Source organism: Pseudomonas sp. MIL19 (assembly GCF_028680365.1).
GTDB lineage: Bacteria > Pseudomonadota > Gammaproteobacteria > Pseudomonadales > Pseudomonadaceae > Aquipseudomonas > Aquipseudomonas spirodelae.
This window is the reverse complement of record NZ_JAPPVG010000014.1, coordinates 24,003-39,578: the sequence shown is the minus strand read 5'-3', so window position 1 is coordinate 39,578 and position 15,576 is coordinate 24,003. Positions and strand designations below refer to the sequence as shown.

Genomic DNA, 15,576 nt, shown 5'->3' with positions numbered 1-15,576 from the left:
GCACACACATTCACCCCACGCGCCAAGCACAGCGGCAAAATCGGTCATTCGCGCAGAGCGCGCGATTATGCGCGCGTTTTAGGCTTCGAATTCTGCCTGCAAGGCCGCACGCACGCAGTGCAGGATGCCCAGCTCAACACGCCCGGCAAACTGCTCGCTGATGGCGGCTACCGGCGGTAACTCGCCCTCGCCGTCGAGAAAGGCGTCCTGAATCTCGCCAAGCAAGGCCTCGGGCACATCCAGCGCCTGCTCCAGCGACAACTGCTGACGGCCAATCGCTTCAGCCAGCAGGCCGTAGACATTCTTTTCGCTGCAACTGAGCTGGCTGGCGATCTGCGCCGGGGTCATGCCGGCACGCGCCAGGCTGACCAATTCGTGACGCAGATCGACCACCGCACGCGGCGCGTCATCACCCGCACCGAGCACGGCCAAGAAGGCCTCGCCGTAACGCTCCAGCTTGCGCGCACCGACGCCACTGACCCGCGCCATCTCGGCCAGGGTGCTGGGCTGGCTGCGCAGCATCTCCAACAAAGTGGCGTCGGGGAAGATCACATACGGCGGCACGCCATGTTCTTCCGCCAACTTGCGCCGCAGGGCACGCAGGGCGTCCCACTGACCGCGCTCCTCACCACGCACCAACTGGCTGGCGGCACTGCTGGACGCCTTGGCGCTTTGTTGCGGTTTCAGATCGCGGCGCAGCTGCAGGCTGACCTCGCCTTTGAGCAAAGGCCGGCAACTGTCAGAAAGACGCAGGCCGCCGAAACCCTCAAGGTCGACATCCGCCAACCCGCGCGCCACCAATTGGCGGAACAACGAACGCCACTCGCCTTCGGCAAATGCTTTACCGATGCCAAACACTGCCAGATGCTGATGGCCGACCGTGCGGATTTTATCGTTGTCACGGCCGAGCAACACATCAACAAGATGCCCCACGCCATAACGTTGACCAGTGCGGTAAATCGCCGACAGCGCCTGACGCGCCGGCTCGGTGGCATCCCAGGTCTGTACGCCGTCCATGCAGTTGTCGCAGTGCCCGCACGGTTGCGGCATGTCTTCATCGAAGTAGGCCAGCAGCGACTGACGGCGGCAGCGGGTTTCTTCGCACAGCGCCAACATGGCGTCGAGTTTGTGCTGCTCGACGCGCTTATGCCGCTCGTCACCCTCGGAATTGTTGAGCATCTGCTTGAGGAAAATCACATCCTGCAAGCCGTAAGCCATCCAGGCATCCGCCGGCAAACCGTCGCGGCCAGCGCGGCCAGTTTCTTGGTAGTAGGCTTCCAGGGATTTCGGCAGATCCAGGTGAGCGACAAAACGCACGTTGGGTTTGTCGATACCCATGCCGAAAGCAATGGTCGCCACCATGATCAGCCCTTCCTCGTTGAGAAAGCGCTTCTGGTGATAGGCACGCAGCTCGTTAGCCAGGCCGGCGTGGTACGGCAGCGCCGGGTAGCCCTGCTCAGACAGGAAAGAGGCGACCTCCTCGACCTTCTTACGCGACAGGCAATAGACGATGCCGGCATCGCCCTTGCGCGCCGCGAGGAAGTTCAGCAACTGCTTGCGCGGCTGCTCTTTGGGCACGATGCGATAGAAGATATTCGGCCGGTCGAAGCTCGACAGAAAACGCTCGGCATTCTGCAGGTGCAAACGCTGGACGATTTCCTCACGGGTGCGCATATCTGCCGTTGCAGTCAGCGCAATGCGCGGCACATTGGGGAAGAGTTCGGCCAGCTGGCCCAATTGCAGGTATTCCGGGCGGAAGTCATGCCCCCACTGCGACACGCAATGCGCCTCATCGATGGCGAACAGAGCAATCTCAAGGTTCTGCAAGAAACTCAACATGCGCGGCTGCACCAGCCGCTCCGGCGCGAGGTAGAGCATCTTGATTTCGCCGCGCTTGATCCGCTCGGCAATCTCGCGCTGCTCGTCGTTGCTCAAAGTCGAATTCAGCGCCACCGCGGCCACGCCCAGCTCGTCGAGGGTCGCGACCTGATCGTCCATCAAAGCAATCAGTGGCGACACCACCACCGCCAACCCCTCACGCAGCAATGCCGGCACCTGAAAGCACAGCGACTTGCCACCGCCAGTAGGCATCAGCACCAAAGCATCGCCGCCACTGGCCACGCGCTCTATAATCGCACCCTGGCGGCCACGGAAGCTGTCGTAACCGAATACGTCTTTAAGGATGCGTTGTGCGTGCTCGAGCATGAAGGGTCTCCGAAACGAGCTGTGCATTATACGCAAGTGCCGGATACACACGCGCAGCCGTGGCGGAGTTTGATCTGATTTTCACTGCCCGCGGCCTGCGGCTATGGCCGCTAGGGTCGCTCTAGACTAGAATCCAGCCTCGTTTACTCTTTCAAGGTAGCCCCCGATGTCCTTCGCCGAGCAACTCTCCCGCCTGCAAGCCTTCCTCGATGCTGATGAGCTGCATGATGAGGCCCTGGACTACATCGCCGCCCACGGCTACCTGACAGCCCTGTCGATTTGCCCGGAAAAAGTGCCTGAGCGCGAATGGATTGACGCGCTGTTCTCCGAGCCGCCGCATTACCGCAGTGATGCCGAGCGCGAAGAGATCGAAGCCACCCTGATCCAACTGCAAAGCCATATCGCCCGCCAGCTGGCCAGTGATGATGAGCCAGACGTACCGTGCGAATTGGACCTCGGCGATGAGCCGGACGACTCCGACCTGCGCGGCTGGTGCATTGGCTTTATGGAAGGGGTATTCCTGCGTGAAGCCGTGTGGTTTGACGACGCTGAAGATGAAGTCAGTGAACTGCTACTGCCGATCATGGTCGCCTCCGGCCTGTTCGACGAACAGCCCGAGTTCGAAGAAATCGCCAGCGATCGCGACCTGGTTGACAGCATGGTCGAGCAAATCCCCGAGCTACTGACCGCCCTCTTCCTGCTGTGCAATGCACCGGAAGAAAAACCTGCCCTACTGAAGCCCCGCCAGCACTAAGCACGCGCGATGGCGCGTGATATTCAGCTGCAACGCAACCCTGCCATCCGCTACGCGTTGCTGGCCATCGGCTGGCTGAGCGTGGCACTGGGGGTGATTGGCATCTTTCTCCCAGTGCTGCCCACCACGCCGTTTCTGCTGCTGGCGGCGGCCTGCTTTATGCGCAGCTCGAAGCGCTTTTACCTGTGGCTGGTCAACCACCGCCAGCTGGGCCCCTGGATTGTTGATTACCTTGAAGGCCAGGGCATTCCGCTCAAGGGCAAGGTCTACGCCATCAGCCTGATGTGGCTGAGCATTGGCCTGTCGTGTTACCTGGTACCGCTGTTCTGGGCCAGGGCTTTTATGCTCACCAGTGCGGTGCTGGTGAGCCTGTATATCCTCAGGCAGAAAACCCTGAGCACGCGCTAGCAAGCGGTCAAACCCGGCTACATTGAGTATATTCAGCGCGGCAATTATCAACAGCAGCACCTAAACTCCCCCCAATCCCCGGCCAAGGCGTGGCACATGCCTCACCGTCAGCTTACTTATGGATGGTCCAAGCGCCTCAACCGAGCGTTGCTGGGCGGCTGCATCCTGCTGATCAGCCTGGCCAGCGCTCTGGCCAACTGGGACTTCGGCGTAATTCTGCAAAAAGCTGAAAGCCGCTACGGCAATCTCGGGCCAGCCAAACCGCGCATCCTGGCCTGGGAGGCGCAAATCAAGGCCAGCAGCACCAGCAGCGAGGCTGATAAGCTCAACGAGGTCAACCGCTTCTTCAATCGGCAGATTCGCTTTACCGATGACATAAGAGTCTGGAAACAGAACGACTACTGGGCCACCCCCGTGGAGATGCTGGTCAAGGGTGAGGGGGACTGCGAAGACTATTCCATCGCCAAGTATTTCACCCTGCGCCGCCTCGGCATCCCCAGCGAAAAACTGCGTATCACCTACGTCAAAGCGCTCAACTACAACCAGGCGCACATGGTGTTGACGTACTACGCCAGCCCCGGCGCCGAGCCGCTGGTACTGGACAACTTGATCAACCAAATAAAGCCCGCCTCGCAGCGCAAAGACCTACTGCCGGTCTATGCATTCAATGCCGAAGGGCTCTATCTCCCTGGTTCTAACAGCAAGAAGAGCGATTCCAAAAGACTCTCGCGCTGGCAGGATCTGTTGAAAAAAATGCGCACGGAGGGCTTCGCCATCGGCGAAGGCTAGGAGGAACCTTATGTCTCTACTCAAGCAGCTGTTTCTTGCCATCTGCCTGTTTCTGGTGGTGGCCTTTACAGGCAGCTTTATCGCCAGCGTGGAAAGCTCGCGCGAGCAACTGCTCAGCCAGTTGCGCTCGCATGCCCAGGACGCTGCGACGGCGCTGGGGCTGTCGATGACGCCGCACGCGGACGACCCGGCGATGATCGAACTGATGGTCAGTTCGATTTTCGACAGCGGCTACTTCAACAGCATCCGCGTGGTGCGCATCCCGGGTGACGAAGTGATTGTTGAGCGGCGCAGCAGCGACTCCAGCGCTGAGAGCGTGCCGGCCTGGTTCAGCCAACTGGTCGACCTGCAGCCCCAGGGCGGCGACGCCTTGATCATGCGCGGCTGGGAACAGGCCGCACGGGTTGAAGTGCTCAGTAATCCACAATTCGCCCTCGCCAAACTCTGGGACAGCGCCATCGGCAGCCTGATCTGGCTGCTGATTTGCGGCCTGGTCAGCGCGGTGCTCGGCGGCTGGCTGTTGCGCACGCAATTGCGCCCGCTGGACAACATGGTGCAACAAGCCCAAGCCATCACTCGCCGCGAGTTCCTTACCCTGCCCACCATACCGCGCACGCCGGAACTCAAGCGTGTGGTCACGGCGATGAACCAGATGGTGGAGAAACTCAAAACCCTGTTCGCCGAAGAAGCCGCACGCAGCGAAAAACTACGCACAGAAGCCTACCAAGACAGCATCACCGGCTTGGCCAACCGCCGCTTATTCGACATCCGCCTGGCCAACCAACTGGCGCTCCACGAACAAAATGCTGAAGGCTATTTGTTCCTGCTGCGGGTCAACGACCTGGCCGGGCTCAATCAGCGCTTAGGCGGTCAGAAAACCGACGCGCTGATTGCCGCCATCGGCGAGTTGCTCAAGCGCCTGCTTGAGCAAAACAGCCGTGCAGACTGGCTGGCCTCGCGCAGCCGAGGCGGCGAATTCAGCCTGCTGATCCCAGGAATTGGCAGTGAAGAAGCCGAACTGCTCGCCGGCGAACTGCACAGCGGCCTGGAGAACCTACGCCAGACTGGCGCCAGTGACTGCACACCGGTGGCGCACATTGGCATTGGCGCATTTCGTCCAGGTGAAGAAGCCAACCAAGTCATCAGCCGTGCCGACCAGGCCCTGGCGCAAACACAAAACGACCCAAGCCTTCACTGGGTGCGCCTGGACGATTACCAGGCCCAAGCAACTCAGGGCCTGCATGACTGGCGCACCTGGATCGACGATGCGTTGAACCAGCGTAAGTTGCAGCTGTATTTCCAACCCGTCGTGCAATGCGCTGACCGTAACCAGTTGCTGCACCACAAGGTGCTGGCGCGCCTGCTTGACCCGCAGGGAGAGGCGATTGCCGCTGGGCGTTTTCTGCCTTGGATTGAACGCCTCGGCTGGACCGCACGCTTTGACTTGGCGATGCTTGAACACAGCCTCGCGCACCTGAGCCAGCATGCCGCGCCCCTGGCGCTGAGCCTGTCAGCAGCCACCCTACACGACAGCGCCACACTCAAGCGCATCGTTGAAATTCTCAAGCAGCATCCGCAGCAAGCCAACCTACTGACCTTTGAAGTGGACGAACGCCACCTGCCGCCGGCAGCCGAACTGGAAGCCCTCAGCCAGGCCATCCGCGACAGCGGTTTCAGCTTGGGTCTGCAGCATTTCGGGGGGCGCTTCAGCCTGATCGGCAACCTCACCCACCTGGGCCTGGCCTACCTGAAACTGGATGGCACCTATATCCGCGCGATCGACCAAGAAAGCGACAAGCGCATGTTTATCGAAGCGGTATTTCGCGCCACCAACAGCATCGACCTGCCGTTGATTGCCGAGATGGTGGAAACCGAAGGCGAGCTTGCGGTGCTCAAGGAGCTGGGGCTGTACGGCGCCATGGGCCGCCTACTTGGCGCACCGATGCCGTGGAAGGATTAATCAGAGTCGTAGCCCGGATGTAATCCGGGCTACGGGCGGTAGCCGGACTACTCAGGCGTATAGGTTTCAGCTGACCTAACTGGCAAACAGATAGCCTTCCACATCCATCCCCGCATCGCGCATCTGCGCCAGCTTGTAGCGCAGCGTCCGTGGGCTGATGCCCAGGCGCTCAGCCGCCTCTTTACGCCGGCCACGCTCGGCACGCAGGGTGTCGATGATCATCTGAAATTCATGACGCCGCAGGTCATCACCCAAGGCACCGGAATCTGCCGCTGGCGCCTCAAACGACACCGGCGTGTGTTCACTTGGCACGGCAAGTAACGGCGGCGCACTTGCTACTGGTGCAGAACCGATCGACGCCTGCAGGCAGAGATCCTGCGGCTGAATCAAGCCACCTTGTTGCAGGATCAACGCGCGCTGAATGGCGTTATCCAGTTCACGCACGTTACCCGGCCAGCCGTAACTGGTCAGGCTCATCTGCGCTTGCGGGGAAAGACGAATCGGCGCGTGATTCATTTTTTTCACGTACTTGGCCAGCAGACGCTCGGCCAGCGGCACGATGTCCGCCGGGCGCTCACGCAGCGGCTGCCAAGCCAGTGGGAACACCGACAAGCGATAGTAAAGGTCTTCACGGAAGCGCCCCGCCGCCACTTCTGCGGCCAGGTCACGGTTGCTGGTGGCCAGCACCCGGATATCCAAGGTGATCGGCTTACGCGCGCCCACCCGCTCTACCTCGCGCTCCTGCAGCACGCGTAACAGTTTGGCTTGCAAGCCCAGCGGCATTTCCGAAATTTCGTCGAGCAAAATGGTGCCGCCCTCGGCCAACTCGAACTTACCCGGTGCACTGGCAATCGCCCCGGTAAACGCGCCCTTTTCATGCCCAAACAGCGTGGCTTCGAGCATGTTGTCCGGGATTGCCGCGCAGTTGATGGCGATAAAGGGTTTGCTCGCACGTGGCGACTGCTGGTGGATAAAACGCGCCAACACTTCTTTACCCGTGCCGGACTCGCCCGTGATCAACACCGTGGAATCGCTTTGCGCCACCCGCGTGGCCAACGCAAGCAATTGCACGCTGGCCGGTTCTTCGGCGACCGGTCCATCCTGCTCGCTGGCTGCAACTCGCCCCAACGCATGTCGGTCCACCAAGCTCAACAAAGCTTTGGGCTCAAACGGCTTGACCAGATAATCCGCCGCGCCTTGGCGCATGGCATCCACCGCGCGTTCAACCGCGCCGAACGCAGTCATCAGCAGCACCGGCAATTGCGGCTGACGCTGACGAATCTGCGCCAGCAGCTGGTGGCCATCCATGCCGGGCATATTGACGTCACTCACTACCAGGCCAAAGGACTCCTCGGCAATCGCCAGCAGCGCTGTTTCGGCGCAATCGACCGCGCGGTAATCATGCCCGCCCAACGCCAGGGTATCGGCCAATGCCTCGCGCAATGAGCGGTCATCCTCGACCAACAGAATTTTGCTCGCCATGGGGGGATTACTCCTGAATCAAAGGGTGCACAGCACCGAGTAGCGGCAAGGTAATAATGGCGCAGGTACCACGCCCCGGCCGCGAACGCAGCTGTACGTCGCCCTGATGGGCACGCGCCACGGCCTTGACCACAGCCAAGCCAAGCCCGGTACCGGTGGTTTTAGTGGTGAAGAAGGGCTCGCCAAGCCGGGCCAGCGTCGCGCTGTCGATGCCTGGGCCGTTGTCGCTGATGCACAGCCGCACAGTCTCACCGCGCTGATACAGGTGAACTTTCAACTGTGCTTCACGGCCGCCCGCTTGAATCGCGTTCTCGATCAGGTTGAGCACCGTGCCGACCAAAGTGTCGCGGTTACACAGCAACTCACCGACACGACTATCGCACTGCCAGCGCACCTGCATACCCAACACATGCGGCTCAGCGGCGCGACGCAGCGCATCAAACAGCGCGGGGGGAGCCAAGCGATCCGGTAAGGGTAATTCGCCACGGGCGAAGACCAGCATGTCACGCACCTGATGTTCCAGCTCGTGCAGGCGCTCTTTCAGGCGCCCGGCAAAACGCTGTTGCTGTTCAGCCGGCAGCACCTGCTCAGTCAGATGGCTGGCATAAAGCAAGGCGGCGGAAAGCGGCGTACGAATCTGATGGGCCAGCGATGCCACCATGCGCCCCAAGGCAGACAAGCGCTCATGGCGGGACAGTTGATCCTGCAAGCGCCGGGTTTCTGTCAGGTCGGTGAGCAACACCAGCTGGCCCGGTTCGGCGTGCAATGAGCGGGTGGCAATCGACAAGCGCCGGCCATCTTTAAGGGAGATTTCATGGCCATCGTCTTTACGCGGGGCAAAGTTGCGGGCGATGACTTCGCGCCACAACATGCCAACCAACGGCCGGCCCAACAGGTTACGCGCCACCGGATTGGCCTCACGCACCACGCCCTGCCCATCAATCACGATCACGCCACCGGGCAATAGATCCAGCAAGCTCTGCAAACGGTTAGCCAGTCGCTCTTTCTCAGCCAGCTCCTGCATGCGCTGGGCACTGACCAACGCCAGCTGACCTTTAAGCTCGGTTACCCGCGCTTCCAACATGCTGTAAGAGGCGTTGAGTTGGGTCGACATCTGGTTAAACAAGGCAAACGTCTGTTCGAGACCGGCACGGCTGGCCTGCTCAACAGGTGCGGCGGGCTCGTCAGAGTTTTGGGGGCGTTGCAGGTTGGCGTTCATGGGTCTCTCTCGCGCAGCGAGCCGTCATAAGACAGTCAGTTGCAAGAGAGATAGCAATACCCGTGCCGGAAAAAAATATTCTTTAAAATCAATTATTTAAAAAAAAAGCCGAAGGTTGTGTCAAACCTTCGGCTCTATTGGTTGAGCAAACGCCAAGTCACTGACGAACGCGGGTAAAAACCCTCAGTCGTCCTGCCCCTCGTCATCACGCCGACTCATGCCGTATTTGCGCATCTTCTCGACCAGGGTGGTGCGGCGAATACGCAAGCGCTCTGCGGCACGTGCAACCACTCCATTGGCATCATCCAACGCCTGCTGGATCAAGCCCTGCTCCAGGTTGCCCAAGTAATCCTTTAGGTCCAGGCCTTCTGGCGGCAGCATCGCCGTCGAACTCACACCCGGTTGACCTGAGATCAGCCCGGCGCGCTCATCAATGTCATCGCGCAGGCTGGCAACCATGTGCTCGTCTTCATCATCGACATGACGGAACTTCTTCGGCAGCTCACCCACGCCAATCACGCCGTAGGGATGCATGATCGCCATGCGCTCGACTAGGTTGGCCAGTTCGCGCACGTTGCCCGCCCAGTCATGCTGACACAGCGACATAATGGCCGCCGAGTTAAAGCGAATGGAGCCGCGCTTCTCGAACTCCATGCGTGAAATCAACTCATTCATCAGCAAGGGAATGTCCTCGATGCGCTCACGCAACGGGGCCATTTCGATCGGGAATACGTTGAGGCGGTAATACAGGTCTTCGCGGAAGCTGCCGGCCTCAATCATCTGCTCAAGGTTCTTGTGCGTAGCAGCAATGATCCGCACATCTGCATTCTGGGTTTTGTTGCTGCCCACTCGCTCAAAGGTACGCTCCTGCAATACGCGCAGCAGCTTCACCTGCATGGGCAGCGGCATGTCGCCAATTTCATCGAGAAACAGGGTGCCGCCACTGGCCAGCTCGAAACGCCCAGCACGGGTGGTGATTGCGCCGGTAAACGCGCCCTTCTCGTGACCGAACAACTCGCTCTCCAGCAACTCGGCAGGAATCGCACCACAGTTGACTGGCACAAAAGGGCCTTCACGGCGCTTGGAGTGGTAGTGCAGGTTGCGCGCGACCACTTCTTTGCCGGTGCCCGACTCCCCCAAAATCAGCACGCTGGCCTCAGTATCGGCCACCTGTTGCATCATCTGCCGGACATGCTGAATGGCCCGACTGGTGCCGACCAGGCTGCGGAACAAATTGGTCTCACGCTGACGGCCACGCTCACGGGCCTGGTCATACATTTCGCGGTACACCTGGGCGCGGTGCAACGAGTCGAGCAGCTTGTTGTAGCTCAGCGGCATTTCTAGGCAGGCCAGCACACTGCGGCGCTGCTCTTCTGGCCACTCGGCAGCCACTTGCTCGTCAAGCAATAGCGTTGGCAAGAACTCATCCCACTCGGCCAACTGCTTAAGCATGCCCAACACACCGCCCTTGGCGGTAATGTCGCCCAGCAACACGCTGAGCACTTCACGGCTCGACTCCAGGCCTGCAACAACCTGCTGAAAGCTCTGGCTGTCACAGGCTATGTGGTCTTCACCCAGAAAATTCAGAATGACCGCCAAGTCACGCCGGCGTTCACAGTTATCGTCAATCAGGAGGATTTTTGTTTCACGCCACATAATTAATTTCTGATCCTGGAGTGAAAAACACACCCGCCGCCCAATACAACTCGCCCTAGCGCCGGTATTTGGCCGGTAGTAAAGTCAATTTATTGTTCAATGTCAATTTTATGGCGTACGCTTTCCAATTTCTCAGCAAACCGCCTGAAATTTGCTCGAAAAGCATACAGATACATGAGGGGTAAAGCGGAAGATCATGCGAGCGCGCAGCTGCACGCTCGGGGAGGGTCAGCCAAACAGCTGATAAACTTTTGCGCCTTGTTGCGACTGATTGAGTTGAACCAACTCATGGGCCAAACGCTTTTGCTCGGCCTGGCAAACACTGACTAGCTCACGATAGAGCTCCAGTAACTCTTGCATGCGAGCACGCAGCGTATCTTCGTCACCGGCGGATTCAACCATGGCTTCATCCACAGCCTGACGGCACTGCAAATCCAACTCACCAATAGCGGCCCAGTCTTGATTGGCCAAAGCGCTACGCAGCGCACTGCCGGTTTTTTCTAGACGCTGGACTGTAGAAGTCATGGGTACATTCCTTTAAACATCAAACTGCATTACTGACCGATGGCATCCCAACCCGCCTTCACATCACGCAGCAGGTTGGCAACTTCTTCAAGGGCAGCTGCGTCATTCTGAGCGTTCGCCTGTAGCAAGCGGGTAATCATGTATTGATAGAGATTATCCAGGTTGCTGGCCAACTCACCACCCTGGGTAAAATCCAAGCCATCGCGAAGGCCACCGACAATACCAATTGCCTTGCCGATGAGATCACCCTTCAACGCAGTTTGCTGACGCTCCATCGCGCCTGTTGCTTGGGCGATGCGGGTAAGACCACCTTCCATCAACATTTGGATCAAACGGTGAGGTGAGGCATCAACTGCCTGAGCCTGGGTGTTAACGGACTGATACTGCCGCATGGCTACCATCGCGTTCATGCTGAATGTACTCCAGTGTTTGCCGGGAATACTTCAGTTATCGGCGGCCAACCCGCCAGCTTGAGCCTTAATCTAGAAAAAATGCGCTAAGTACTCAGCTGGCAGCCGGTTCAACTTCCGGGCCAATCGCCGCCCATGCATCACGAATTTGCATCAACAGCGCTTGCACTTCTTCGAGCCGGCGCGGGGTTTTATCCACCGCTACGCCCGCTAAGCGACGGGTCATGTAGTCGTAAAGACCATCCAGGTTTTCCGCCAACTCACCACCAAGGGTTTTATCCAGGCCGGCCTGCAAAATACCGATGATTGATAACGTAGCGCCGACCGCTTCGCCGCGTACATCTGGGCTGTTTTCACGCTGGGCATGCAGAGCGAGAGAAATACGATCTAGCGCGCCATCGAGCAACAGCTGCACCGCCTGGTAGGGCGTTACGTCTTGGCTGGTTTTGACGCTTTTATACGTATCAATCGGGTTGTTCACGGCTTAATTACTCTGTTTAACCACACCCGGCAAACTGCCAAGGGCTTGGGTCAGGCGGTCGCTGGTCGCGTTTAAATTTCCTACTAACGCATCCATGGCGTTGAATTGTGCGAACAGTCGGGTTTGCAGCTGGCTAACGCGGCGAGTCAGTGTTTCCTTCTGCTTGTCGATATCAGTAAGGGTGGTCTGAATGCCTTTCATACGCTGCTCTAGCACACCGCCGGTCTGGATATAGCCGTCAATGCGCTTGTCAACCCGGCTCATCAACCCGCTATCACCGGTAAAAAAGCTACCCAGCGCGTCAAAGTTGTCGGTAATCGCTGTACTTAGTTTTTCATCGTCAACTTTCAGAGTGCCATCTTTTTGCGTGGTGATACCCAAATCAGCCAGTACACGAATACCTTCTTGACCGGCGGGATTAACCAATTCATTACGCACACCTGAAAGCAAGGTGCGCACAGTAGCGTCACCGACTAGACCGCCTACGACCGGCGGTTTGCCCTCTCCTACTTGGGTAACGTTAGTTAATTCGCTGCTGGTTTTGATCAGCTTGTTGTAGGCATCGACAAACTTCTTGATGCTGGCGGTGACCCCGGCCTTGTCCTGCCCCACTGTCAGCGTCAGCGGTTTATCCGCCTCAGTCTTGCTCAACAAGTTGAACGTGACGCCAGGTATTACATCTTTAAGGCTATTAGTGACGCTGGTTTGCTCCAGTCCATCGATAGTGAATATCGCGCTTTGCGCCGGATCACCTAAGTAACCGGCCGTACTTGCGCCGGCTTTGACCGCACCGTCCACGGCATACGCTTCCAGCCCAGCATCGGCAGTTACCACAATATCCTTACCTGCACCGGTGTCTTTGGCGTTGAGCACCAAGCGCGAGGTGCCATCGGCGGGGTTATTGACGATGTTGGCAGTGACGCCCTTGTCTTTGAGGGTGGTATTGAGCTTGTCGCGGATTTGCTCAAGCGAATCGCCAGCTGCAATGTCGACGCTTACCCCTGCCGTGTCAGCAGCGCCGAGCTTGACGGTTAGCTGGCCATCGGCAGGTGCAGTGTAAGCGCTGGCAATTGCTCCTGTAGCCACCCGACTGCTGGTCGCCAATTGCTTGACTGCCAGTTGGTAGGTACCCGCCAGTGCAGTTTTCTCTGCCGAAGCGCTGACCGCCGTGGCATTTGACGAAGTGGCCGTGCGCTTCTCAAATAGCGCCAGGCTGTTGAGGTCCTTCATCGCCGTCTGGAATTCGCTTAATGCACCTTTCAGCGTACCCAGCGCAGAAAACTTGGTGGTAGAGGCTTTCTCTAGACGCGCTAGCTGCGCCTCTTTAGGGGCTTTCTCTGCATTGACCATGGCACCCACAATGCTGTTGATGTCGATGCCTGATCCAATACCTGATACGCCTGCCATGTTAACCACCTCGTCGTGAAATTGACGCTTGCCCTCGTTGAACCAGAGCCAATCAAGAAGCGTACCGTTTTATGCCTCTGCCTTGAACAACAAGCTGCGGGCCTCTTCCAGACTTTCCGCCAAACGCAGAGCATCTTCGGAGGGGATCTGCCGAATCACATCGCCAGACATGGCATCTGTGACCTTGACCACTACCCGTCCGCTGGTGTCATCCAGAGAAAAGTTTAGGTTGCGCTGAATACTCTGGGCGAACTGTTTGATGCTGGAGATGGCTTCCTCCACGGGTTGGCGTGCTTGCTCGGCTGTCGTACTGGTCGCAACTGACTCTTCCGCCTTAGCCGCCACCGACTGCTCTGCGTTAACCGCTGGCGATGTACTGCCTGAGCTTGATGTCCGAAGGACTATGGCCGGCTGCTGTAATCCATTAATTGCATTGATATCCATGACCTCACCTCAAATGGCAAAGCGGGGAGTAGCGCTTCGCACTACCCCCCGAGGTTAAAACCAACTTGCTGTGCGGCTTAACGCAGGAGGCTAAGCACCGCCTGCGGCAACTGGTTAGCCTGCGCCAGAATCGCCGTACCGGCCTGCTGCAGAATCTGGTTTTTGCTCAGATTCGCAGTTTCGGCAGCGAAGTCGGTATCTTGGATTCGGCCACGGGCAGCCGAGACGTTTTCGCCGATATTTTGCAGGTTAGAAATAGTATTTTCGAAACGGTTCTGCACTGCACCTAAGGCAGAACGTTGAGAATCGATAAAAGACAATGCCGAATCAATTACCTCAATTGCCTTTTGCGCTTGAATTTGTGTACTTACATCAATATCTGAGACTTTGTCGAGAGTACCGGAAGTATCATTCGTAAAGATAGCTGAGTTAGCCAGCGCAAAGTTATCTCCCGAGGTAAGCTTTATATCACCATTAACAAAAGTGGTAAGTGCCGCACCTGCAGTAGTAGTAACCCCTGTAGCTTCAAGCTTGTATTCTTTCGTAGCCGAATCAAAGTCTAGACCACGCGCCTTAATTGTGGCTGTACCGCCAGTAGTAGTCATTGCAGTTTTTAGGGTTGAACCATCATTAGCGGTAATTTCGAGACTACCATCTCGATTAACACTTGCAGATAAGCCCACACCCGCGCTGTTAATTGCCTGAGCCGTATCAGCGACCGATGTCATACCTTTAAGATCAACAGTGGCATCGGGAGTAGTTGACCCTGAATTAGTACGTAAAACGTCAATTTTCAAATCAAATGCAGTAACGGCAGTTTGAACATTTATGTTGGCGGAGGTAGTTGCAGTAGCTTTGACTGAAGAGCCAGCCTCATTAACTTTCCTAGCAACCTCGTACGCAGTATCGGTCGCTTTCAGCGCTTCAGACTTATAAACAGAACCGCCCTGAGAAATAGTAACTTGAGAGGTACCTGCAGCCGCAGCAGCGGCCTTAGCACTGCCAAACTCCGAACCACCACCCACAGCGGTAAACGCACCGATTTTACCTGAAGTCGCCCCACCTAAAGCTACGTTAATAGTTTCATTAGCATTAGCACCTACTTGGAATGCCGAAGAGCCAAACGATCCATCTAGCAACTTACGCCCACCAAAGGTAGTAGTTTCTGCAATTCGGCTTAGCTCATTTTTAAGTGCGCCAATCTCTTTTTGAACGGAGTTACGATCAGCAGAACTGTTAGAACCATTTGCTGATTGCAACGAAAGGTCACGCATACGCTGCAGGATGTTAGTCGACTGCTGCAACGCACCTTCAGCGGTCTGCGCCAAGGAAATACCGTCGTTGGCATTACGTACAGCCACACCCAGGCCATTGACCTGACTGGTCAGACGGTTAGAAATCTGCAGACCGGCAGCATCGTCCTTGGCGCTATTGATGCGCGAACCGGTGGAAAGACGCTGCAACGAAGTATTCAGCGCGTTGGAAGAGGAGCTGAGGTTGCGCTGGGTATTGAGCGACGCGATGTTGGTATTGACGGTAAGAGCCATGATGGTGTCCTCCAAGGACTAGCGTGTTTGCCTGAGCGTGCGACCTTGGGTGGGCAATGCCCAGGCACCCATAAAGTTCGCATTCGTACTTTGTATCGGCGCTTGCTACGGGAGCTTTAGGCTTTTTTTGTGAAAAAACGCTTGCTGTATTTTTGGCTTTTGAAAACAGCTTGTTGCGGCGTTTGATCAGCATAAACCCAAGGAGCTGCCAAGGAACCGTCGTGGGTATTGGCCTTTGTAGGGTGGGTTAGTGGCGCTGGCCAGCGCATTTACATACACCGATGGTGAC

14 protein-coding genes are annotated in these 15,576 nt (G+C 57.5%); 4 read left to right on the top strand and 10 right to left on the bottom strand.

The window, feature by feature from the left end; all coding sequences use genetic code 11:
* Positions 1 to 78 precede the first annotated feature (78 nt).
* Positions 79 to 2,205, bottom strand: coding sequence for a DNA helicase RecQ (gene recQ, locus N1078_RS11500; protein ID WP_274088317.1), 2,127 nt, complete (start codon positions 2,203 to 2,205; stop codon positions 79 to 81).
* A gap of 166 nt (positions 2,206 to 2,371) precedes the next feature.
* On the opposite strand from recQ, the gene N1078_RS11495 reads away from it, so the two are divergent.
* The 4 genes from N1078_RS11495 to lapD all read left to right on the top strand — a co-directional run bounded on the left by N1078_RS11495 (position 2,372) and on the right by lapD (position 6,116).
* Entirely contained in the window at positions 2,372 to 2,959 is a 588-nt protein-coding gene (locus tag N1078_RS11495; protein ID WP_274088316.1) for a YecA family protein, read from the top strand.
* 9 nt (positions 2,960 to 2,968) lie between these two features.
* On the top strand, positions 2,969 to 3,367 hold the full coding sequence (locus N1078_RS11490; protein ID WP_274088315.1) for a YbaN family protein: 399 nt from the start codon (positions 2,969 to 2,971) through the stop codon (positions 3,365 to 3,367).
* Between the two features lie 96 nt (positions 3,368 to 3,463).
* Positions 3,464 to 4,156: a cysteine protease LapG gene (gene lapG / locus N1078_RS11485; protein WP_274088314.1), complete on the top strand. Its 693-nt coding sequence runs from the start codon at positions 3,464 to 3,466 to the stop codon at positions 4,154 to 4,156.
* Positions 4,157 to 4,166: 10 nt separating this feature from the next.
* Positions 4,167 to 6,116 carry a cyclic di-GMP receptor LapD gene (gene lapD / locus N1078_RS11480; protein ID WP_274088313.1) on the top strand — a complete coding sequence of 650 codons (1,950 nt, stop codon included), beginning with the start codon at positions 4,167 to 4,169 and terminating at the stop codon, positions 6,114 to 6,116.
* 75 nt (positions 6,117 to 6,191) lie between these two features.
* Here lapD and N1078_RS11475 read toward each other — a convergent pair whose 3' ends face one another.
* The 9 genes from N1078_RS11475 to N1078_RS11435 form a co-directional block, all read right to left on the bottom strand.
* Positions 6,192 to 7,598: a sigma-54-dependent transcriptional regulator gene (locus tag N1078_RS11475; protein ID WP_274088312.1), complete on the bottom strand. Its 1,407-nt coding sequence runs from the start codon at positions 7,596 to 7,598 to the stop codon at positions 6,192 to 6,194.
* Positions 7,599 to 7,605: 7 nt separating this feature from the next.
* Positions 7,606 to 8,817 carry a sensor histidine kinase gene (locus N1078_RS11470; protein ID WP_274088311.1) on the bottom strand — a complete coding sequence of 404 codons (1,212 nt, stop codon included), beginning with the start codon at positions 8,815 to 8,817 and terminating at the stop codon, positions 7,606 to 7,608.
* A gap of 183 nt (positions 8,818 to 9,000) precedes the next feature.
* A complete protein-coding gene (locus N1078_RS11465; RefSeq protein ID WP_274088310.1) occupies positions 9,001 to 10,473 on the bottom strand; it encodes a sigma-54 dependent transcriptional regulator in 1,473 nt (490 codons plus the stop codon).
* Between the two features lie 228 nt (positions 10,474 to 10,701).
* Entirely contained in the window at positions 10,702 to 10,998 is a 297-nt protein-coding gene (locus N1078_RS11460) for a flagellar protein FliT (RefSeq protein ID WP_274088309.1), read from the bottom strand.
* 29 nt (positions 10,999 to 11,027) lie between these two features.
* Positions 11,028 to 11,408, bottom strand: coding sequence for a flagellar export chaperone FliS (gene fliS, locus N1078_RS11455; RefSeq protein ID WP_274088308.1), 381 nt, complete (start codon positions 11,406 to 11,408; stop codon positions 11,028 to 11,030).
* A 94-nt stretch (positions 11,409 to 11,502) separates the two neighbouring features.
* The gene (gene fliS / locus N1078_RS11450; protein WP_274088307.1) at positions 11,503 to 11,889 is read right to left on the bottom strand and encodes a flagellar export chaperone FliS; all 387 of its coding nucleotides are present in this window, start codon (positions 11,887 to 11,889) and stop codon (positions 11,503 to 11,505) included.
* A gap of 3 nt (positions 11,890 to 11,892) precedes the next feature.
* A complete protein-coding gene (fliD, locus tag N1078_RS11445; protein WP_274088306.1) occupies positions 11,893 to 13,296 on the bottom strand; it encodes a flagellar filament capping protein FliD in 1,404 nt (467 codons plus the stop codon).
* A 69-nt stretch (positions 13,297 to 13,365) separates the two neighbouring features.
* A complete protein-coding gene (locus N1078_RS11440) occupies positions 13,366 to 13,740 on the bottom strand; it encodes a flagellar protein FlaG (protein ID WP_274088305.1) in 375 nt (124 codons plus the stop codon).
* Between the two features lie 77 nt (positions 13,741 to 13,817).
* Complete coding sequence (locus N1078_RS11435) at positions 13,818 to 15,287, bottom strand: flagellin (protein WP_274088304.1); 1,470 nt, start codon at positions 15,285 to 15,287, stop codon at positions 13,818 to 13,820.
* Between the last annotated feature and the right edge of the window lie 289 nt (positions 15,288 to 15,576).